The organism is Nostoc sp., assembly GCF_036917465.1.
In the GTDB taxonomy this organism is placed as follows: Bacteria; Cyanobacteriota; Cyanobacteriia; order Cyanobacteriales; family Nostocaceae; genus Nostoc.
This window is the reverse complement of the sequence record NZ_JBALDL010000031.1, coordinates 25167-46094: the sequence shown is the minus strand read 5'-3', so window position 1 is coordinate 46094 and position 20928 is coordinate 25167. Positions and strand designations below refer to the sequence as shown.

Here is a 20928-nt window from a genome sequence, read left to right as displayed (position 1 = left end):
GAAGCCATGCCGCAGGCTTTACGTAATTCGTAATTAAAGATTATGATATTAGGAGATTAAGATAATTTGTAATTAGTTAAATTAAAATCATAATGAAAAGTGGAAGTTCAATGGAAACTCTGTATGCTGACATTTACCCAACTTCAAGCACCTAATGAAGATGTAGTAGTTACTTTTACTCTGGCGCTAACAGCAGAAGAACGTACCCGCAGCCGTCATCGCTTTGAAACGGAAGATGGTAAAGTTGTGTTTTTACATTTACCCAGAGGAACTGTTTTACACGATGGTGATATTTTACTAGAAGAAACCCATAACAGTTTAATTAGAATTACTGCCAAACCAGAATTAGTAGTAACTGCCTTTGCCCAAACACCACTTTTATTATTACGCGCAGCATACCATTTAGGAAATCGCCATGTTCCTGTAGAAATTACGCCAACTTATTTACGGTTGTCCTCAGATTCGGTTTTACGCGCGATGTTAGAACAACTGGGGTTAGAAATAAAAGAAGAAATTTTACCATTTCAGCCAGAATTAGGAGCTTATGGACAACACCATCATGCTCACTGATAGCCATCTTTTGAGTATTTTGCAGTTGGCTAGCCCCGCTTTACCTGTGGGAGCATATAGCTATTCTGAGGGTTTGGAAATGTTAGTTGAAAATGGTACGATCGCTAACCACACACATCTCAAAAATTGGTTAAAAGCAGAGTTGCTCTACGGGGCAATTCGCTTAGAGGCGGCGGTGATGGTGCGATCGCAGCAATCTGCAAAAATGAATGATCTAGAGTCGCTCTGCCGTTGGAATCTCTGGTTATCCGCAGCTAGGGAAACAGAAGAATTACGCGCCTCTAGTTGGCAGATGGGGCGATCGCTGATCCAATTACTTGGTAAACTAGAACCGCAAATTAGACCTATTGCCAATGCTGTCGGTAATCCTTGCAATTATGCGATCGCTTTTGGTATTGCCGTTGCCCATTGGCAAATCAGTATCCAAGCCGCATTACTCGGATATCTGCATAGTTGGGCCAGTAATTTGATTACTGCTGGCGTGAAACTTATCCCCCTTGGACAAACAGCAGGACAGCAGTTATTGCTAGATTTACAACCATTATTTAGCGTTGCTGCATTAGAAATTTTAGCGTTGGAGGATGATGAACTCGCCTGTTGTAGTTGGGGTTTGTCCCTGGCGAGTATGCAGCATGAAACGCAGTATACAAGGTTGTTTAGGAGTTAGGTATTGGGAATTGGGCATTGGGCATGGGGCAAAACTAAGGACTAATAACTATGTACCAAAGACAAATGACAAATAACAAATAACAAATAACAATGAATGCATTTAGAGTGGGGGTTGCTGGCCCGGTGGGTTCGGGGAAGACGGCTTTAGTTGATGCTTTGTGTAAGGGATTGCGTGAGCAGTATCAGATTGCGGTGGTGACGAATGATATCTATACTCAGGAGGATGCTCAGTTTTTAGTGCGTTCTCAAGCGTTAGCAAGCGATCGCATTTTGGGTGTAGAAACTGGCGGTTGTCCGCATACTGCTATCCGCGAAGATGCTTCGATGAATTTGGCGGCAATTGAACAGTTAGAGGAACGTTTTCTCGATTTGAATTTGGTATTTTTGGAAAGTGGTGGCGATAATTTGGCTGCTACCTTTAGTCCCGAATTGGTAGATTTAACAATTTATGTCATCGATGTTGCGGCTGGTGATAAAATTCCCCGTAAAGGTGGGCCAGGTATTACCAAGTCTGATTTATTGGTGATTAACAAAACTGATTTAGCACCTTATGTTGGTGCAGATTTAAGCGTGATGGAACGAGATGCTAAAAAAATGCGCGGCGAAAAACCTTTTATTTTTACTAATTTGAAAACTCAGTCTGGACTTGCAGATGTAATTAACTTTGTTTGCACAAATATCTGTTAAAGCCAGAGAACCCCACCCTAACCCTCCCCGGATGTATTGGGGAGGGAACCAGATTTAATTTCTTATTTCCCCCCTTGTAAAGGGGGGATTAAGGGGGGTAACACGCCCTGGTTCTAAGTTGACTATCAAGCTCGTAAATGACGACTTCGCACCCGTTCAGCACTACCAGTAGGAATTGCAGCAATTAATTTTTGCGTGTATTCTTCTTTGGGTTCCAGGTAGATGCTTTCAGCTGTCCCTTCTTCAACAATTTGACCGCGATTCATGACTAAAATGCGATCGCTCATAAATTTCACTACACTTAAATCGTGAGAAATAAAGATATAAGTAAGCTGAAAATCTGACTGTAATTCTTTGAGAAGATTTAATACCTGCGCTTGTACAGAAACATCCAGTGCTGAAACTGATTCATCACAGATGATAAACTTAGGATTTAAGGCCAAAGAACGGGCTATGCAAATCCGTTGGCGTTGACCGCCAGAAAACTGATGTGGATAGCGGTTAATCGCATCTGCACTCAATCCCACCCGTTCTAAGAGTTCGGTTACTCGTTGTCGTCGTTGTTGTTTTGTCTTCCCAACGGAGTGAATTAACAACGGTTCCATCACCGCATCCCCAATCTTCATCCGGGGATCTAGAGAACTGAAAGGATTTTGGAATACTATTTGCATTTCCCGCCGCAGTTTTTGCAACCGTTCTCCTTTGAGGCTAGTAATATCTTGTTTTTCAAAGATAATCTCACCACTCATCGGTTCAATTAAGCGCAACAAGGTTCTGCCAAGGGTGGTTTTACCGCAACCAGATTCTCCCACCAAACCTAATGTTTCCCCTGGTTTGACATCAAAAGAAACGCCATTCACCGCCATGTTGTAGCGTTTTGTCCCACCAAACACCCCGCGCACTGGAAAACCAACTTTCAAATTACGGATTTGCAGCAGAGGTTCCTTTTCATTGAAGTTTGCCAATCTTGTAGCAATCTCTTCGGTGGTGACTTCTATAGGTAGTGCGGGTTCTTTCGCCTGAATTACTACTTGTCCCGTTGGTGTCTCTTCTGCACTCATGTAATCAGAAACAGTGAGTAATTTTTTGGGACGGCGGTTAAGTGTGGGGCGACAAGCTATCAAGCCTTTAGTATATGGATGCTGGGGTGTGCTGAAAATTTGCCGAGAAGTGCCAGATTCGACAACTTTGCCTTTATACATCACCGCTACTTCGTCAGCAATTTCGGAAATTAGCCCTAAATCGTGGGTGATAAAAATCATTGCCATATCACGGCTTTGCTGTAATTCTCGCAACAAGTCCAAAATAGTTGCTTGCACCGTCACATCCAAAGCTGTAGTTGGTTCATCGGCAATTAAGATTAATGGGTTGCAAGAAATTGCCATTGCAATCATTACCCGTTGCAACTGTCCCCCAGAAAGTTCATGAGGGTAGCGTTCCAGCATGGCTTCTTTGTGTTCTTTAAGCAACTGTGCCAACTTTGATGGTTGTGGTTTCGGTGAATTGCTGTTGGTTTGATGCCAAGTTTCGATATACTGCTGTTGTATCTCCTCATCGCTCGGTAGAAGTTTTACCTCTTGCAGACCTGCGATCGCAATTTGTCGTGATTGGGCTGCTGACACATTTTGATGCCGCCTAATCGCTTCTGTTAGCTGAAACCCAATGTTATAAACCGGATTCAGCGAACTCATCGGTTCTTGAAAAATCATCGCAATATCGCCACCCCGGTGTAGCTGCATTTGCTCAGGAGGCAATTTTACCAAATCGATGGGCTTGCCATTCTCCTGTGGACGAAACCAGATTTCACCGCCAGTCACTATACCGGGAGTTTGCAACAAACCCATCACAGCTAAGGCTGTGACTGATTTACCACTCCCCGATTCTCCTACTATTCCTAGAGTTTCACCTCGATGCAGCGCCAAGGAAATACCATCCAAAGCTCTGACAATATTGCCATCACCGGGGAATTCAACTTGTAAATTGCGAACCTCTAGGACAGTTTCTCTCATAGGAGTTTGGTATGAATATTAACTTAAAATTATTTGATTTTAACAATAGTTTTGATGTATATGTGGGTAAATTTGGTTTTTACACTCTTTGGCAGTTTTTCACATAGGGACTTCCACAATATACACACATTTGCGATGTCCAACTGCTTGTGATTTCTGCAAATCGTCATCGGCTCATGGTATCCTCTGTTTTCAGAGTTCCAGTCTTTACATAATAGAATTAACTAAAAAAATTGCCACCACGAACAAAACAGCCAGGAGAACAAATCCGTAAATTGGTTAATGAGCGTCGCCAGTCTGCAATGCTGAGTTATGCATTTGCAGTGCTTGTTCTCATGGGGACAGTACTGTTATTCAGTATCTTCAGAACTTCTTTTGTGGGGATGTTGCTCTCGCTAGGGGCATTGGTAGGCTCATCCTACCTGTATCGTAATGGGCAACACTTAATGAGAAGAGCGGGTGATGCTCAACGTGGTGCTACAGCCGAAACCGAAGTAGCTAAATTATTGCGCCTTTTGGAACATCAAGGATGGAAATTAGAATACAACCTCCGAATTAGGAGATGGGGAGATGCAGATGTAGTGTTGCACTCTCCTCAAAGTAAGTGGTACGTAGTCGATGTTAAGTCCCATAGCGGCACTAAAGTTTATGAAAGCGGTCGTCTACGTAAACGCTACGGCAGAAATACCTTTGATTTTAACGAAGGTGATTTGATAGCCAAAGTTAAAGGACAAGCAACAGAAGTAAAACACTTAAAAAGCGCACGGTGGGTAACTGCGCTGCTTTGTTTTACAAAAGGTAATGTCAATATTTCTAGCAATCAAGTTGATGGTGTTTATGTTGTAAATGCCGATGATTTAGTTAATACTTTGTTACATTTAGACAAATAATAGATATTCTCTGTAAAATTACTTAATTATAACTTATATAGATGGAGTTAAATGAAAGTGAGCGATAAATTTACTCATGGTTATGCATTATTAATTGGTGTAGGAGAGTCTAAATATAGTAAGCTTTCGCTGCCAGTAACAGTAAAAGATACTCAAGCAATTTATGCTGCTTTAATTGACCCGCAACTATGTGCCTATCACGATGATAAAGATCATATTCAGGTGCTGAATAATCAAGAAGCAAATAAAGCCGCGATTTTAGATGGATTGAATTGGTTAAAAGAAAAATCAACCACAGACCCAAATGCAACGGTATTTGTTTATTATTCAGGACATGGCTGGATAGATAAAAATACACAACATTATTATTTACTACAACATGATATTAAGCCAGCTAAACTTGCTAGCTCTGCACTTGCAGCTGAAACTTTCACTGATGCATTAAGGCAAATAAAAGCAGAACGTTTATTAGTTGTGATTGATAGTTGTCATGCAGCAGGAATGGCAACTTCTAAAGAGGCTGATTTGGAATTAGAAGAAGAATTTGAAGATTTTATTCGAGTTGCTCCATCTAAAGGTTTGATTAATGATTTGAAACAAGGTAAAGGTAGAGTAGTTTTTACTTCCTCTGAAGGTGAGCAACAATCTTGGATAAAAGATGAATCAAGCAGCATCTATACTTATCACTTTCTCGAAGCTTTGCAAGGTGCTGGCAATCAGCCCGGAGATACAGAGGTTCGGGTTTCTAATTTAATGAATTATTTAGGTAAAACTGTACCTGAAAGTGCGCGTAAGTTGTACAAAGCAGAACAAATTCCACATTTTGACATGGATGCAGGAGATTTTGTAATTGCCAAACTTCAGGGTGGTAAAGGTTTACCTGATAAGGGATGGGATGAAGTCAAGCCCCAAGCTACACAAAAGATTAATAAAATTGCCGAGACGATAAACCAGTATGGAAAGTTTATCACGAATATTAATAAAGCTAGTGATATCCATATTGGTGATATTTACAATAAATAACTGCTGCAAAACTATAAAGGGATAACTGATGACTACCCCAAATGAATTGAAGGATATTTTTGAAAAGATTGCAGCCGATACTCCTATCTTATTAGACTAGTAATAATACATAGAAAACTCAAGCTTGCATCACAACCTGGAGGTACTTTTGAACGCAGCCAGCAAAGTAGATAAAATTCTTAATGCGTGGTTCGATTACATTGCATTGGATGATTACAGTAATGCCAGAATTGAAGCCAACAGTGATAAAGTCAAACAGCGTGGTGTCAAGCTAGTAGGCGACCATATATTAATTGACATAGCCACTTTTTCAGAACTACAAAAAAAAGTTAACCAAAGGCAAAAATTTCAACAAGAAGCAGCGTGGGTTTTATCTTTTCCACAAGTTTTACATGTAGAAAAGGGAAAATCTTATCTTTGTCCTCTGTTTAGCTTGGATGTTACATCCATCCTCAAGGGAGAGTATCAAGAGCAAGGATGGAACTTAGATAGCTTGACACTCATAGAAGCCGGACAAAACTTAGCCACATTCTTTAAATTAGATGATGAACAGTGTGAACAATTGATTACTAAAGATGGGCTACAACGGTTTCTTGAAACAACTTTTGGGCTAATATTTAATAGCTACCAGGATTGGATGGAGCGAATTATTATACCTCGTCGTTTTAGTGACCAAATTCAACCTCAGCCCTACTTGTTTGAGTTTACAGGCGGCAGATTTAATGGTAATCTCCAGGACGATTTGAAAGATATTAAATTAGGCTCGAAAAATTGGTCAAAAGGACATCCAGCTTATGAATATTTGTTCGGTGTGCCTAACTCTGCAAAAGATGAAGTTATTTACATGGGAGCTTTCCCAACCCATGCACCGACTGATTCACAATCAACAGCACTCAAACACGCTCAAAGCGAACCTATAACAGCTGTACAAGGGCCTCCTGGTTCGGGTAAAACTACTCTTATTCTTCATGTTATTGCTCAACAGGTAGTCAACCGCGCACTCAGCTTAATTGAAACTGGTAAGAACATCAATAACCTGACAGTAGTGAGTAGCACGAATAACAAAGCAGTTGATAATGTTATTGAAAAGCTAGATAAATTTTTCAAAAATGAATTATTTTATCTAAAAGGAGGAAATAAAACTAATATTCAATCATCTAGTGGAGCCATTGAACAACTGCGGCAAGCTATTGATTTTTTACAAAAAAATAGCTTTGATGAACAACTATATAATTCCTTGAAACAGAGTATTAAAGCAATTAAATTTGAAATATTAGCAGAGGAGTCTAAATATTTAGAACTACGTCATCAACGAGATTTAGATGAAAAACGACACCAACATCTTTCCGAGAAAATTCAAACACTGCAAAAGTATTTAGATGAAATTATAGCTGCCATAACCCCCTTTCAAAGAGGAGCAAGAGCTTTATCAGAGTATAATCAACTACCAATCCAAACTTATCGGACAATAGAGAAGCACTTTAATAAGGCTGAATCACTGCTATCTGAAGGAAGATTAATTTGGTGGGTTCGTCTATGGCGTTGGCTGACTGGTAAAACAGAAGAACGTATTTTACGTGATGTCAATTCAGTTTGCCAATCAGCAATAGCACAAACATCTGGAACTAGTTTCCCTATAAAACCACTTAGCACTCGTGCTGATTTAATTCAACAAGTGCGATTAGTTAGAGAAAGAATAGATAAGGCAGATGAGTTAAAAAATATACAACAAATATTAGAGAAAAAGTATAACGATAGAGACAAGACAAAGCAACAAAGTGATGATGCTTTTAAGGAATTCCAGATATTAGAAGTTAGCTTGGCAACTCCACTAGAAGATTTTTATACTTCGTTTCATCAAAATTTTCACGACAAGCACCAAGAGCTATTTAAGTTATCGTGGCAATTTCTTAATCAGCAAGCACTATACAATAAAGACAGAGGAAAACAGACTTTAGAACTATATTCAAATGTTCTCTCAGGATATAGGAAAGATAAAGATAGGATGGCAGAAAACTTAGATGAACATATCAAATATCTGAGTTTAATTTTTCCTGTCATCACTACTACCTTACCCTCAGTACGAAATATGCTTCCGTGGATTGGGGAATGTGTTGACCGTACAATTGTAGATGAAGCTGGAATGATTGATCAGCATAAGACTTTTCCGTTATTGGTGCGATCGCGCAGAGCTATTATTGTTGGTGATCCTCTACAAATTGAACCTATTATCACTCTAAGTCAGCAGAGACGCGATAATTATCGCCAAACAGCGTTTCTTGGCAGAGGATTAACTGAAATTGATTACCATCGTTATAGTCCAGAAGAAGAGTATAGCGCTACTACTTATCATCGCGCCGCCGGAGCAAGTGGAGAAAATAATGATCAAGGCCACGGAATCTTTTTGAAGGAGCATTATCGTTGTCAGCCTAGTATTATTCAATATTGCAACGCTATTACTAACTATAATTTAGAAGTAAAAACAGAACCAGTAAATTCTTTATTAGATTCACACTTAATTGCTTACGACGTTGAGGGTAATATCCACAATAATGCAAATGAGGAAGAAGTTACTGCTGTATATGAAATAATTCAACATTTGGTTAAGCAAGGTTACTCATTAGAAGACATAGGCGTTATTTCACCCTTTAAAGTTCATGCTGCTGTATTAAAAGAACGATTAACAAAGAGATTCCCTAAACTAGACTCAAAATCTGTTGGAACAATTCACACCTTTCAAGGTTCTGAGAAGAGAGTAATTATCCTGTCTACAAAGGTATGCCGATCTCAAGATAATGTTTACTGGATTAACAAACGACCAAATCTTCTGAATGTGGCTGTATCGAGAGCAAAAGAACTATTTATTTTGGTTGGCAATCTTTACAAACTAGAAAAAGCAAATCTGACGCGTCAGCTAGTTGAACATATTCGGGAGCATGGGGTTGTTTTGGAATACAAATCTGAGGCTGAAATTCCCAAGGCTGAACCTGGAAATATTCTAATTTATGATTGTGAGCATTTACAGATTTTTAGAGAAGCTATTGAGCAAGTTGAAGAAGAATTGCTCATTGTCACGCCTTGGATTCGAGGCTCTGAATCAAAACGCTTTGTTAATGATGTTGTTTCAGCATTGGAAAGAGGGGTGAAAGTAACCGTAGTTTATGGAAATAAAGGCACTGAGAAAAATGATTATAATGAGACTGCTATTGAGAATAATTTGAGATATTTATTCTCACAGTATTCAGGTTCACGATTCAGTCGTTTAGGTGAAGGAATACATATAGAAAGTAGGGGAACAAATGCAAGAATTTTAGTTTGTGATACGAAACTTGCTGTTATGGGTAGTTGGAATTGGCTGTCTCATCCTTACAGAAGGCAGTGTAGCAGGTCATCAATGAATATTAAGCCTCAAATTCGCCAAGAGACAAGCATAAAAATTTCTGACCTATCATATATTGAAGATGTCAAAGCAACTATTTCTCGACTAATTACACCATAATAAAAAAATTATGTCAAATTACAAACAACCCGAAAACCAAATCTACTATCAGTAACGCTTGCCATTTCAGAAAAGCGAGATGCAGAACGACAACAGCTTGGAGAAGAATCCCAAGAACCACCGCGCAAAATTCGATATTCCTCATTGCCATCATTTAACCATGCACTCCCATCTAAAGGTGCGCCTTGATAGTCTTCATGTTCGTAGTCATCACACCACTCCCAAACTAGCCCGTGCATATCGCATAATCCAAAAGCATTAGCTGGAAAATTACCAACCTCTATTGTCTGCTGGTGATAAAAAGTATGAATACTTTCGTTGTGTCCACAATAATTTGCTAAATTAGCCGTAATTGTTTTGCCAAAATGGAATGGAGTTGATGTTTGGGCGCGACAAGCATATTCCCATTCAGCTTCGCTAGGTAAACGATATTTTCTTCCTGTCTCTTGTGAAAGTCGCTCACAAAACTCTTGTGCATTATACCAAGAAACCATTTCTACAGGTAAGTTATGTCCTTTAAAACAAGATGGCTCCAGTTTAAGACAGCGTTTAATTTTTGGAAGCTTTGCAATAACTCTCCACTGTGCTTGAGTAATAGGATACTTACCTAGAAAAAATGGATTTAAAGTTACTATGTGCTGGGGACGTTCATCTTCAAGTGATTCAGATTCATCTTGAGGTGCGCCCATTTGAAATTTACCACCAGCAATAGAAACCATTTGTAATATAATGCCATCTGCTAAATTTTCTGTAAAATACTCAGCTTGTTTAAGACAACGCTTAATTTCTATTCCTTGAGTATCTATAGTTACGACTTCAAACTCGAACTTTGTGATAGCTGGTAGGATTGAAGGAGTAGTTTGTTGCTTTTCTAAATTGCTTTTTGGTACTAAATCTTCATTTGTAATTTGAGATAATAAATTAGCTTGAAAATAATTTCCTTGAGGCAGTTTTTCTGGATTAATACTATGAATTAGCTCTGTTAATACTTCTTGAATAACAGCTTTGATAGTTTTGGCATCAGTATTATAGTAAGTGCGATCGCCAATATGAATATCCTTGCCATCGGCAATATTGATAATGTTTTTTCCTATTTGCAAAATATTCTGAGCATTGCTATTTTTAAGCCATTTTGTTAATAGTAAAATATCTCTTTCGTCTTGAATCCCATCGCGGATACGGTCAAATATGCCAACTAATTCGTCAGATGTATTCATTTACTATAAAGTGTTTAAACGCTGTTTAAAAAAAGTATATCGTTCTCTATCTGTGACTTACCGGTAAAATCAGCGATGTCTTATGACAAGATGCAAAACATCAACCCAGACAAAAAAATAGCACATCCTCAAGGATGGCTATTTGTAGAAATTGTCTAATCGTAAGTTAGCAAATTGCATAGACGCTCAACTACCAACTTTAGAAGGGAATATCATCTGGATCTGGTTCTTGCTCTTTCACTGCTGGATAAGTAGTTCGCTCATAATTTGTAGATTGAGGTACAGGTTCGTAACTTGTCGGTTGGGGAGCAACACCAACAGGATTTGCAGCCGGGGTAGGCGCTGGACGTGGTGACTCGTAAGTGTTAACTTCTTTCTGTGGAGGACGAGATGCTGAAGATGCTTGTCGTGGAGTGGTTTCAGTGAATGATGGAGTTACAGCTGCTGAAGGCAATGGATCGGTATTAAAACTACCTCCAACAGGTTGAATTTGTTGCACTGTCAATTCAGCGCGTTTTTCTTTAAAACCTTCCATCGGAACAGTGTTCATACCTAAACGCCCTACCAAGATGACGCGATCGCCTTGGTGGTAATTTTGCTGAATTTCTGTCGCTAAATTCCCCCAGCCGACAACTTTTAGGGTAGCTGGCGGATCTTCTGGTTTCAGGGAATTGGAAAACTGCACCAGCATTTCCGTAACTCCTAAATTATTGTCGGCTGTGTAGCGGAGTTGCGGCTCGTTAATAATTTCCGCCATTAAAACGCAACTATTCATTAAAATTACTCCTGACTGCAAAAAGTACTGATTGAAAAAGAGGGATTTTTCTATGTAGTGCCAATTAATATCTAGATATGTTTAAGTGTTCGCATTTTTTAATAATGCCTGAGTTTTTAGTTATTTCTAGCATAAAAGCCAAGCGATCGCTTTGAACAGCATTAAGTATACCGTCCGCCACTTTCGCTTGACTAAATTGAGCATTCAATTCTGCATGAGTAGTATGATTGTACCATTGATTCCAGAAAGATCAAAAATTCTTGGCAAAAATTAAGTCTTGACATGAGAGGGAAAAACACCGAAGGCAATTAACCTAGCTGGTAAGTCGCGCAAGATGGGGAAACGCAAAAATGCAGGTGGTACAAAGGTGCTATTTGAGGTGAGAACCGGGGCAAAAACCCGTTTTTGGATAAAAGTTTGAAACGCTTGAATGATGCGTGTGGGCAACTCGCGTTGACGTTGTACTTTTGCTAGGTCGCTAAGTTGTACTTTTTGGTTCTTAAGCGGTTTGCTGAGTACATTCGCCGCAACTACAGCATCTTGAATCGCGTAGTTAATGCCAACTCCACCCACAGGGGACATTATATGAGCTGCATCACCGATGAGTAATAGTCCCGGATGATACCAGCGTTTGACGCGGCTAGATTCGACCGAGAGAAAAGCTATTTGTGACCAATCATGTAAATTTTCGATGCGTTGCTGGAATTCTGGTACTACTTCCACAACAGATTTTTTTAATTCCTCCAAACCCTCAGCCCGCAGTTGTTGATAGCCTCCCTTGGTGATGACATAAGCAACTTGCCACTCATCACCACGGTCAAGCATGGCGATGATTTTACTTTGACCAAAACGCCCCATTCCCCCCTCTGGGTCTTCTGGCTGACGCGGTAGGCGAAACCAAAGGATATCCATTGGCGGCGAGGTTTCGATGGACTCAAACTCACCCAAATGGCGTAAACGTGAGTGGCGACCGTCTGCACCCACCGTCAGTATTGCCCGGACTTCATGCCAACCCCCACCTCCCCGATAGCGGACACCTTGAATTTCGCCATTTTCGGCAATTAATTCTTGTACGTTTGCACCCATTACCAGATGGAAACTTGGATATTTTTGTGCTTCTTGGGTGATGAACTCCAGAAATTTAACCTGGGGAAGCATTGTAATGTAGGGGTAGCGAGTTTTTAGGTGACTAAAATCTGCAAGAGTGACAGTATCTTCAGGAGTTTGAAACCTAATTTGGCGCATTTTGGCATGGGGGAGTTCTAGCAAAGCTTTACTAAGTCCCAATTCTTCCATAATTTCCATCACCGATGGATGAATCGTATCACCACGAAAATCGCGATCGAAGTCTTTGTGTGTTTCCAGCAGCATCACCGAAATGCCTTGACGCGCTAACAACAGCGCCAATACTGCTCCGGCTGGCCCCCCACCCACAATGCAACAATCTGTAGTTTGTGCGTCTACAATATCATGGACAGGGTTAACGCTTGGGTCTTGGGAAAGATTTTTAGCTACATCGGAAGTCATCACAACACCTTTTAATAATTCGTAATAGAGCCTCCAGCACGCTCCGCGTTAAGCGAAGCCATGCCGCAGGCTTTACGTAATTCGTAATTATTTGTTGACAGCCCTAAAATCTAGGGTAGTTTGCTTTTTATGGTGCAAGCTGTTTTTTTAACTTTTCGTATTTAAATAGAACGTGTATTATGATGGGCGCTAAACTGTCATTGGTCACTTGTCCCTTTTTTAATCCAATGCCCCATGCCCAATGCCCAATTCCCAAATAATTAATTGTGTCCCAAGTTATTTTAGAAAACGTTTATAAAAGTTTTTCCGCGCGGAAAGTGGAGGGTGTAAGTTCACAAACCCAATCTTCCCTCATGTCTGAGGATAAAACTGATGTAGCGCCAGAACGTGCGGGAAGTGTTAATGTCTTGCGACGGATTAACCTGACGATCGCAGATGGCGAATTTATGGTGCTGGTAGGCCCTTCTGGTTGTGGTAAAAGCACTCTGCTGAGATTAATCGCTGGGTTAGAAACGATGACTGGCGGTAATATCTGGGTAGGCGATCGCTTGATCAATGATCTACCACCCAAGGAACGCGACATCGCAATGGTGTTTCAAAATTACGCCCTCTATCCTCACATGACGGTGTATGACAATATCGCCTTTGGCTTACGCCGCAGGGGAAGCAGGGGAGCAGAGGAGCAGAGGAGCAGAGGAGAAAATACTCCATATCTTCGGGCGTGGGCTGAAAATCTTTTTGTAGGGGTGACAAGAAAGTTACCTAAAGGACTGCGCTATGTTTCTGATAAGGAACGGGCGGTGGATCAACAAGTGCGTAGTGTTGCTCAACTGTTACAAATTGAAACATTGCTGAATCGCTTACCCAAACAGCTATCTGGGGGACAAAGACAACGGGTTGCATTGGGGAGAGCGATCGCGCGTGACCCCCAAGTATTCTTAATGGATGAACCGCTTTCTAACTTAGATGCCAAACTGCGGGCAGAAACCCGCGCTCAAATTGTCAAATTGCAGCGCCAACTGGGGACAACGACAATTTACGTTACCCACGATCAAACAGAAGCGATGACAATGGGCGATCGCATTGCGATTATGTCTGAGGGTAAAATTCAACAAGTTGCTTCTCCCTTAGAACTTTACAACCGTCCTGCCAACCTTTTTGTAGCAGAGTTCATTGGTTCACCACCAATGAATTTTATTCCTGTAGAATTTCATGCCCCGCAGTTGATTACTCATTCGCAGTTGCGTTTCACTCTCCCAGAAGTTTGGGGAAAAGCCTTACAAAAATATGATGGGAAAACTTTAATTTTAGGTATTCGCCCAGAACACTTAAACTTGAGTATGCCTGCCACCAAAAATCTCCCAGTGCAAGTGGATTTGGTAGAGAATCTCGGCAACGATTCCTTTCTCGCTGTTAAGATTGCCGAACCTGGTTCTCAACCTGCTACTACAGCCAATTCCCTACAAGTGCGAATTCCACCAGACCGATTTGTCCAAGTTGGTGAGCAACTTTGGTTATCTCTAACTCCAGAAAAAATTCACTTTTTTGACCCGGAAACCGAGTTGGCGATATTTCCTTAAAACTATCCGGGTTCATATCAATCAAAATTTTCATGCACTTGTTAGAGGAACTTCTAAGGATAATTGTAGCGACTGTTTTAAAAGTCAAGCGATCGCTTTGTTTTTGGAGATTTATGAAAGCGATGCCTACGGCGGGCTACGCCTACGCACCTGTGTACTTGATCGCGGTGCGACAAAGTTTGAAGTACTCCAATACGATTTTCAAGTACTTCAACACGATTTTCAAGTACTTCAACATGATTTTCAAGTACTTCAACACGACTTTCAAGTAGTTCAACACGACTTTCAAGTACTTCAACACGACTTTTAAGTACTTCAACATGACTTTCAAGTACCTCAACATGATTTTCAAGTACCTCAATACGACTTTCAAGTACCTCAATACGACTTTCAAGTACCTCAACATGACTTTGAGGTATCTGTTGCTTATATAGCAGTCTTAAATCATTCGTGAGAATTTGAGATCGTTTTAACCCCCCTGTAGTCCCCCCTTGGTAAGGGGGGACGGCTCAGACATCAGACATTGAGATCAAAAGTGCGATGCCTGCTCTGGGCTACGCCATCGCCTGATATTGTAGGTTGGGTTGCAATACATACGGTTTGGTTAAGATCCCCCCGCCTGCGGCGACCCCCTTAAAAAGGGGGTAAAAGAGGTTTAAAAGCCCCCCTTTTTAAGGGGGGTTGGGAGGATCTTCGAGGAATAAATACGTTAACCGAACCGTATTAGGTTGGGTTGTAGCTTGCTTCTCCTAATTGGTAAATCAAAATTTTTATGCACTTAGGGACTTCCAACAAATAAATTACCCAATCTTGTATATGGGCGCTCATGTTGCCCACCCCACAAGAAGTAGTTGAGTATTTTTTTATTTGGAAGTCCCTTATGAGCGAAACTTCACTCTTCAAGTAGTATATTGTGTATTAATTGACATATCGCCTGGGTATTAGCAATGTAGCGTATGACTATGAATTCACCTCTTCCCCAGAATTATCAATATCAATTTGGTGGTAGTCTTCCTGCTAATGCACCTACTTACGTCACACGCAAAGCTGATGCAGATTTGTATCAGGCTGTGAAAGCTGGAGAGTTTTGTTTTGTTTTGAACTCTCGACAAATGGGTAAATCCAGTTTGCGTGTCCGCACAATGCAAAGGTTACAAAATGAAGGAATTGCTTGTGTATCTATTGATTTAACTGCAATTGGGACATCAGAAATAACATCTGAACAATGGTATTCTGGAATTATTGATACTATTGCTGGTTCTGAAAGCATAAAGTTAGGTGAGCAGTTTGATATAGATCAGTTATGGTCAGAAAATTCCCGATTCTCTCATGTGCAGATTTTTGGGAAGTTTATTGACAAATTACTAAAATTAATCTCCACCCAGATTGTTATTTTTATAGACGAAGTTGATAGTATTCTCAGTTTAAATTTTCCGGTTGATGATTTTTTTGCTTTAATTCGTGCTTTCTTTAATCAAAGAGTTGATATTCAGGATTATCAACGCATTACTTTTGTGCTTTTGGGAGTAGCTACCCCTTCTGAGTTAATTCAAGATAAAAAGCGTACTCCTTTTAATATTGGCAAAGGAATGGAATTAACCGGATTTGAATTTGCAGAAGCTTTACCTTTAATCAAGGGATTTTCTGGACAAACTAGCAACCCGGAAGCCGTACTAAAAGCGATTTTAGACTGGACGGGAGGACAGCCATTTTTGACTCAGAAAGTCTGTGAATTTGTCCGTCAATCTACAACTGTAATTCCTCCAGGTGAAGAAGCTGCTTTTGTAGATAATTTAGTCAGAAATAGAGTGATTCAGAATTGGGAATCTCAAGATGAACCGGAACATTTTAGAACGATTCGGGATAGGATTTTAAAAAGAGATGAACAGAAAGCAGCATATTTGTTAGATTTATATCAACAAGTATGGCACTCAGGCGGAATTGATATTGATAGTAGTATTGAACAGAGTGATTTACAGTTAGCGGGAGTCGTTGTTAAAAAAGAGAGTAAATTAGAGGTTTATAACCTGATTTATCAAACCATTTTTGACAGATTATGGATTGAGAGAACTTTAGCCAGTTTGCGTCCTTATGCAGAGAATTATCGTCAGTGGGTATTATCAGGAAAACAGGATGAGTCTCGGTTATTGCGGGGTAAAGCTTTAGTAGAAGCGTCGAATTGGGCAAGGCATAAAAGTTTAGGTTTTCAAGATTTAGAATTTTTAGCTGCTAGTCGGAAACGAGAGCGAGAAGAGGAACTAGCAGAAACAGAAATCCAGGCAGAATTAGAAAGGGAAAGAAAAGAAAAAGAAGCGGCAGAAAGGGCTAGACAAATTGAAGGTAAAGCTAAACAGAAAGCAGACAGGCAATTGGTAACTGCTAGAAAAAGAATGCGTTTTGGACTCGTGGTTTTATTTATCACTTTAGTGATTACAGTTTTGTTAGGAATAGGTGCATTTATCGGGCTTGAAACCGCTAACAGAAATACAAAGGTACTCAACCAATCAATTGATAAAATTAGAGAACTATCAGCAGTGGCTTCTAAGCTTCAACAAAAAGGGCAAACAAACGAAGCGAATCAGTTTTTGAATATTGCAGGGTTGGTTTTGCAGGATAAAATTAATAATCCCAAGCTAAAAGAGGCTTTATTGGATAGTTCTCTGGTTTTAGGAGATCAATATCTAGTTGATCAAAAAAATGAGGAGAATAAAACAAATGATTTAAAAAAAGCTGAAATATATTTTAATAAAGTTCTGCCAGAATTATCAGAAATAGAAAATAAAATTGAGAATAATCCAAACAATTTAGCTACTTTAGTTTATATTAACTACGTTAAAGGAAAATTACAGGAACGCTCAGATAAACATAAGGCTTTAGAAAATTACAAAAAAGCATTTAATTATCTCAAAATTCTAGAAAAAGGTAAATCTAATATTGATTTATTTACTTTAGACCTTAATATTCTCTACAATGGCAATGCTGATATTGTGGCTTTGCTTTATCGTAAACTTAAAAAATTAGATGGCTCTACAGTTTATGCTCAATCTTTAAAGGAACACTTATTAAATGAATTAGACTATTTGATGCAGCAGCAAAGATGGAGGGAAGCAGATGGGAAAAATTGGCAATTTCTTCTCTATTCAGCAGGAAGAGAAACAGGAGGTTATCTAGATTTTAAAACTTCAAACTTTAATTGTAATGATTTGAAACAACTAGATACACTTTGGGTAAAGAACTCCAAGGGGCATTTTGGCTACAGTATCCAGAAAAAAATATATTTGGCTAGTGGCAATTCTCTCGATTTTGATTGGGAGAAGAGAAAGTTTAAAAATTGGAACGAGAAAGGGTATAATTATTTTACGAAAAGAGTGGGATGGAAAGGAGAGGATGGAAAGTGGTTAAAATATGATGAATTACCCATGAACCTAGGAAAGAGGTCGGATGATTACAAAGAGGTATCTAGTGGGGAACTCCCAACTCCCTGGAGCCTGGAGTATGGGTATAGTGGGTATTATGGTAGGTTGGTGATGTATTATTATTATCTTTTTTCTTGCAGATACTTGTGAAGTATAACAGAGAAGGCTTTAAAAGAATTGTAAAGATTTATTATTAGGAAATTTTCCACACAATAATAAGGCTTTCGGAGATTCGATACCTTGCACCTGGCAGATACCTGAAAAAACAAATGAACACAAAGGTGAAAAGAGCTTTATAGTATCGTTAAAATTCCCAAAAATTCCCAAAAAAAGACATTTTTAGCGATAAATAGAGACACTACTCCTATCTTCATCTCAAATCATTGACTGTGATCTCGAAAAATCATCCCTGCAACTTGCGAATTGTAACAATTAGCAAAAACAAATTTCTCAGCCACATCAACAATTTCTGGATTATTTGCCTCCCAAGTATCCCAAGGTAATCGCATCTGTCCAGGTGATGCTTTTTTATCTTTGCCCTTAATTACTTTCGGCAAAAATTGATTACCCCAAGAATAGTGTTTTTCTGTTTTCGCTTTCGGTTTGTACTTCTTACAAAAACCGCGATATTTAGCAGCACATTCATTCAAAGTTTTACCCAGTGCTAAAAAAGCGGGATGCCAAGTTGTTAAACCATCATCCCCCAGTCGGTCATAGACTCCATAATTACTAAAATCATAGAAAAAGCCTTCTTGCATTCCCGCAGCTTTTGGATTCGCGTGAATATACCGCAGTGTATTCAATGCCCGTTTATGGTCACTTTGCTCAAATCCTGTGCTGTGATAACGTTTTTCCCAAAAATGTCCTGTACGGTTCAACATTCGGTTAAAACACATTGCCGTGTACCAGTTGAGCCAGTGCATGATTTTGGGTAAATCGTTCGGTTGTGCTGGCTCAAGAAGGTAGTGGACATGGTTAGACATAATACATACGGCATAAAGCTTAAATTGGAACTTAGCCAAAGCCTTTTTGAGAGCATAGAGAAACACCTGACGGCATTCGTGACGCGTTAATTTAAACTCGCGGTTATTGCACCAAGTAGTGACGCGGTCGCTGTATCCTAGTTTTGAGTCGCGCTGTGGCCGTGGCATAAGAAGAATTTGTCATCCTCTAATTCTCCCCATACTATCTATGCCCTTTAAAAATTTTTTTGGTCAAACCCCAAAACCTGAACCCGCAGAGATAACTGGTTTAATCAAAATATCAGGATGTGACAACCCTAAGCGGTGCGGGGATGTGATTTTTGTTCACGGGTTAGGTGGTCACGCACGAGGAACTTGGCATCCGCAAGAACTACGCGACGATGATAATTTCTGGTTAACGTGGCTGGGACAAGAAAGACCAGATTTAGGTATTTGGTCATTTGGCTACAAGGCTGAACCCTTTGAATGGAGAGGTTCAACAATGCCACTTTTTGACCGTGCTAGTAATTTATTAGAATATTTACAAGTTAATGATGTTAGCAAATACCCAATAATTTTTATCACTCATAGCATGGGTGGATTATTAATTAAAGAAATGCTGCGTAATGCTCAGACATTTAAAAAAACAGCAGTTATTGAACAGACAAAAGGTATTGTATTCCTCTCCACTCCTCACACAGGTTCTCATCTCGCCAACTTAGTCGATAAAATTGGGATTTTGGCACGAAGCTCTGTGAGTGTTGATGAATTGAAAGTACATATTCCACAATTGCGTCAACTTAATGAGTGGTATCGGCAAAATGTTGATGACTTGGAAATTGCTACAAAAGTTTATTTTGAAACGAAGCCCACCAAAGGCTTTTTAGTTGTAGACCCAGATAGTGCTAATCCAGCCATCAAAGATGTCCAACCTACCGCTACAGATGATGACCATCTTTCTATCACCAAGCCAACATCAACAAATAATTTAGTTTACAGGGGAGTTAGTCAGTTTATTAAGCAACAATTGCTAATTAATCGAGCCATTCTTGAACAATCAATACCAAAAGCAAAAGAGAATAACTCCTCAGTAATTTTTGAAAATCCTGATGGTCAAGTTCCTTTTAACTCTCCCTTTTATATCGAACGTCCAGAGGTGGAAGTTAAATGTTATGAATTCATCCTCCAACCAGGGGCGTTAATCCGCATCAAAGCGCCGCAAAAGATGGGCAAAACTTCCTTAATGAGTCGCATTCTTGACCATAGTAAGCAAAAAGGGTATCGTACAGTTTCTCTGAATTTATGGAGTCAAGAAAGTCTTACTGATCTCAGTAGTTTTTTACAGGGATTTTGTGCAATTTTGAGTGAAGAATTAGGATTAGAAGAACAAATAGATAAATATTGGAAAAAGCGATTAAGCAATCAAGTAAACTGCACTAATTATTTAAAAGAATACTTATTAAAAAATATTGATACACCTCTAGTATTAGGCTTAGATGATATTGATAAAATTTTCCCTTACCCCGAAATTGCTCAAGAATTTTTTGCTCTACTCCGAGCTTGGCATGAAAACGGTAAAAACGAAGTAATTTGGCAGAAATTTCGTTTAGTAATTGCTCATTCTCAAGAAGTATATGTTTCCCTAAATGTCAATCAATCCCCCTTTAATGTAGGTTTATCTGTCGAAATAGGAGAATTTAACGCTATACAAACAAAAGAATTAGTCCAACGACATAAATTAAATTGGTCAGATACACAAATCGGACAATTAAGGGGAATGGTTGATGGTCATCCTTATTTATTAAGGACTGCTCTTTATCAATTTGCCACAGGTAATTTAACTTTAGAAAAATTCCTAAAAGTTGCTCCCACTGACGAGGGATTATTTAGAGGCTTTTTACATCCCTATCTTTCACTGTTAGAAGAAGATAAATTGTTAAAAGCAGCGTTCAAAAAAGTTATCAAGAGTGATATTCCTATTAAGTTAGACTCTGTACAAACTTTTAAATTACGCAGTCTGGGCTTAATTGAATTTAAAGGAAACGAAGTTCAATGCCTTTGTAATTTATATCGCTTTTATTTCCGAGAAGGTCTATCTGAATAA

Annotated in this window: 15 protein-coding genes; 10 read left to right on the top strand and 5 right to left on the bottom strand. The window is 39.4% G+C overall.

What is annotated here, in order from left to right:
* Nucleotides 1-123 precede the first annotated feature (123 nt).
* The 3 genes from ureE (at nucleotide 124) to ureG (ending at nucleotide 1926) form a co-directional block, all read left to right on the top strand.
* Nucleotides 124-570 carry an urease accessory protein UreE gene (gene ureE, locus V7K38_RS06600; protein WP_334856419.1) on the top strand — a complete coding sequence of 149 codons (447 nt, stop codon included), beginning with the start codon at nucleotides 124-126 and terminating at the stop codon, nucleotides 568-570.
* The gene (locus tag V7K38_RS06595) at nucleotides 545-1237 is read left to right on the top strand and encodes an urease accessory protein UreF (RefSeq protein WP_334856400.1); all 693 of its coding nucleotides are present in this window, start codon (nucleotides 545-547) and stop codon (nucleotides 1235-1237) included. Before ureE ends, V7K38_RS06595 begins: the two co-directional genes overlap by 26 nt.
* Before the next feature lie 92 nt (nucleotides 1238-1329).
* Complete coding sequence (gene ureG, locus V7K38_RS06590) at nucleotides 1330-1926, top strand: urease accessory protein UreG (RefSeq protein ID WP_334856399.1); 597 nt, start codon at nucleotides 1330-1332, stop codon at nucleotides 1924-1926.
* 125 nt (nucleotides 1927-2051) lie between these two features.
* Here the strand turns inward: ureG and V7K38_RS06585 are convergent, their stop codons facing one another.
* Nucleotides 2052-3935 (bottom strand): ABC transporter ATP-binding protein, encoded by a 1884-nt coding sequence (locus V7K38_RS06585; protein WP_334856398.1) that lies wholly within the window; start codon nucleotides 3933-3935, stop codon nucleotides 2052-2054.
* Between the two features lie 233 nt (nucleotides 3936-4168).
* On the opposite strand from V7K38_RS06585, the gene V7K38_RS06580 reads away from it, so the two are divergent.
* The 3 genes from V7K38_RS06580 (at nucleotide 4169) to V7K38_RS06570 (ending at nucleotide 9347) form a co-directional block, all read left to right on the top strand.
* Nucleotides 4169-4825, top strand: coding sequence for a nuclease-related domain-containing protein (locus V7K38_RS06580; RefSeq protein WP_334856397.1), 657 nt, complete (start codon nucleotides 4169-4171; stop codon nucleotides 4823-4825).
* 57 nt (nucleotides 4826-4882) lie between these two features.
* Nucleotides 4883-5848, top strand: a complete 966-nt coding sequence (locus V7K38_RS06575) for a caspase family protein (protein ID WP_334856395.1) — start codon at nucleotides 4883-4885, stop codon at nucleotides 5846-5848.
* 148 nt (nucleotides 5849-5996) lie between these two features.
* Nucleotides 5997-9347 (top strand): AAA domain-containing protein, encoded by a 3351-nt coding sequence (locus V7K38_RS06570; protein ID WP_334856393.1) that lies wholly within the window; start codon nucleotides 5997-5999, stop codon nucleotides 9345-9347.
* Nucleotides 9348-9355: 8 nt separating this feature from the next.
* Here the strand turns inward: V7K38_RS06570 and V7K38_RS06565 are convergent, their stop codons facing one another.
* From V7K38_RS06565 to V7K38_RS06555, 3 genes are all read right to left on the bottom strand, one after another.
* Nucleotides 9356-10564: an SUMF1/EgtB/PvdO family nonheme iron enzyme gene (locus tag V7K38_RS06565; protein ID WP_334856391.1), complete on the bottom strand. Its 1209-nt coding sequence runs from the start codon at nucleotides 10562-10564 to the stop codon at nucleotides 9356-9358.
* 199 nt (nucleotides 10565-10763) lie between these two features.
* Complete coding sequence (locus V7K38_RS06560; protein ID WP_334856389.1) at nucleotides 10764-11339, bottom strand: single-stranded DNA-binding protein; 576 nt, start codon at nucleotides 11337-11339, stop codon at nucleotides 10764-10766.
* Nucleotides 11340-11609: 270 nt separating this feature from the next.
* The gene (locus V7K38_RS06555; RefSeq protein ID WP_334856387.1) at nucleotides 11610-12866 is read right to left on the bottom strand and encodes an FAD-dependent oxidoreductase; all 1257 of its coding nucleotides are present in this window, start codon (nucleotides 12864-12866) and stop codon (nucleotides 11610-11612) included.
* A gap of 266 nt (nucleotides 12867-13132) precedes the next feature.
* Here V7K38_RS06555 and V7K38_RS06550 point away from each other — a divergent pair, with 266 nt between their 5' ends.
* The 3 genes from V7K38_RS06550 (at nucleotide 13133) to V7K38_RS06540 (ending at nucleotide 18012) form a co-directional block, all read left to right on the top strand.
* Nucleotides 13133-14446 carry an ABC transporter ATP-binding protein gene (locus tag V7K38_RS06550; protein ID WP_334856385.1) on the top strand — a complete coding sequence of 438 codons (1314 nt, stop codon included), beginning with the start codon at nucleotides 13133-13135 and terminating at the stop codon, nucleotides 14444-14446.
* Nucleotides 14412-14756 carry a hypothetical protein gene (locus V7K38_RS06545; RefSeq protein ID WP_334856383.1) on the top strand — a complete coding sequence of 115 codons (345 nt, stop codon included), beginning with the start codon at nucleotides 14412-14414 and terminating at the stop codon, nucleotides 14754-14756. The genes V7K38_RS06550 and V7K38_RS06545 overlap by 35 nt, the downstream gene beginning before the upstream one ends.
* A 652-nt stretch (nucleotides 14757-15408) precedes the next feature.
* Nucleotides 15409-18012, top strand: coding sequence for an AAA-like domain-containing protein (locus tag V7K38_RS06540; protein WP_334856381.1), 2604 nt, complete (start codon nucleotides 15409-15411; stop codon nucleotides 18010-18012).
* A gap of 230 nt (nucleotides 18013-18242) precedes the next feature.
* On the opposite strand, the gene V7K38_RS06535 is transcribed toward V7K38_RS06540, so the two are convergent.
* Nucleotides 18243-19013 carry a transposase gene (locus tag V7K38_RS06535; RefSeq protein WP_334856380.1) on the bottom strand — a complete coding sequence of 257 codons (771 nt, stop codon included), beginning with the start codon at nucleotides 19011-19013 and terminating at the stop codon, nucleotides 18243-18245.
* 40 nt (nucleotides 19014-19053) lie between these two features.
* Here V7K38_RS06535 and V7K38_RS06530 point away from each other — a divergent pair, with 40 nt between their 5' ends.
* Nucleotides 19054-20928 (top strand): AAA-like domain-containing protein, encoded by a 1875-nt coding sequence (locus V7K38_RS06530; RefSeq protein WP_334856378.1) that lies wholly within the window; start codon nucleotides 19054-19056, stop codon nucleotides 20926-20928.

What these genes read in the sequence shown, in the direction of transcription:
- V7K38_RS06530 (WP_334856378.1), top strand. Translation starts at nt 19,054, where the DNA reads ATGCCCTTTAAAAATTTTTTTGGTCAAACCCCAAAACCTGAACCCGCA.
- V7K38_RS06540 (WP_334856381.1), top strand. Translation starts at nt 15,409, where the DNA reads ATGAATTCACCTCTTCCCCAGAATTATCAATATCAATTTGGTGGTAGT.
- V7K38_RS06555 (WP_334856387.1), bottom strand. Translation starts at nt 12,866, where the DNA reads ATGACTTCCGATGTAGCTAAAAATCTTTCCCAAGACCCAAGCGTTAAC.
- V7K38_RS06585 (WP_334856398.1), bottom strand. Translation starts at nt 3,935, where the DNA reads ATGAGAGAAACTGTCCTAGAGGTTCGCAATTTACAAGTTGAATTCCCC.
- V7K38_RS06565 (WP_334856391.1), bottom strand. Translation starts at nt 10,564, where the DNA reads ATGAATACATCTGACGAATTAGTTGGCATATTTGACCGTATCCGCGAT.
- V7K38_RS06595 (WP_334856400.1), top strand. Translation starts at nt 545, where the DNA reads ATGGACAACACCATCATGCTCACTGATAGCCATCTTTTGAGTATTTTG.
- V7K38_RS06560 (WP_334856389.1), bottom strand. Translation starts at nt 11,339, where the DNA reads ATGAATAGTTGCGTTTTAATGGCGGAAATTATTAACGAGCCGCAACTC.
- V7K38_RS06535 (WP_334856380.1), bottom strand. Translation starts at nt 19,013, where the DNA reads ATGCCACGGCCACAGCGCGACTCAAAACTAGGATACAGCGACCGCGTC.
- ureG (WP_334856399.1), top strand. Translation starts at nt 1,330, where the DNA reads ATGAATGCATTTAGAGTGGGGGTTGCTGGCCCGGTGGGTTCGGGGAAG.
- ureE (WP_334856419.1), top strand. Translation starts at nt 124, where the DNA reads ATGCTGACATTTACCCAACTTCAAGCACCTAATGAAGATGTAGTAGTT.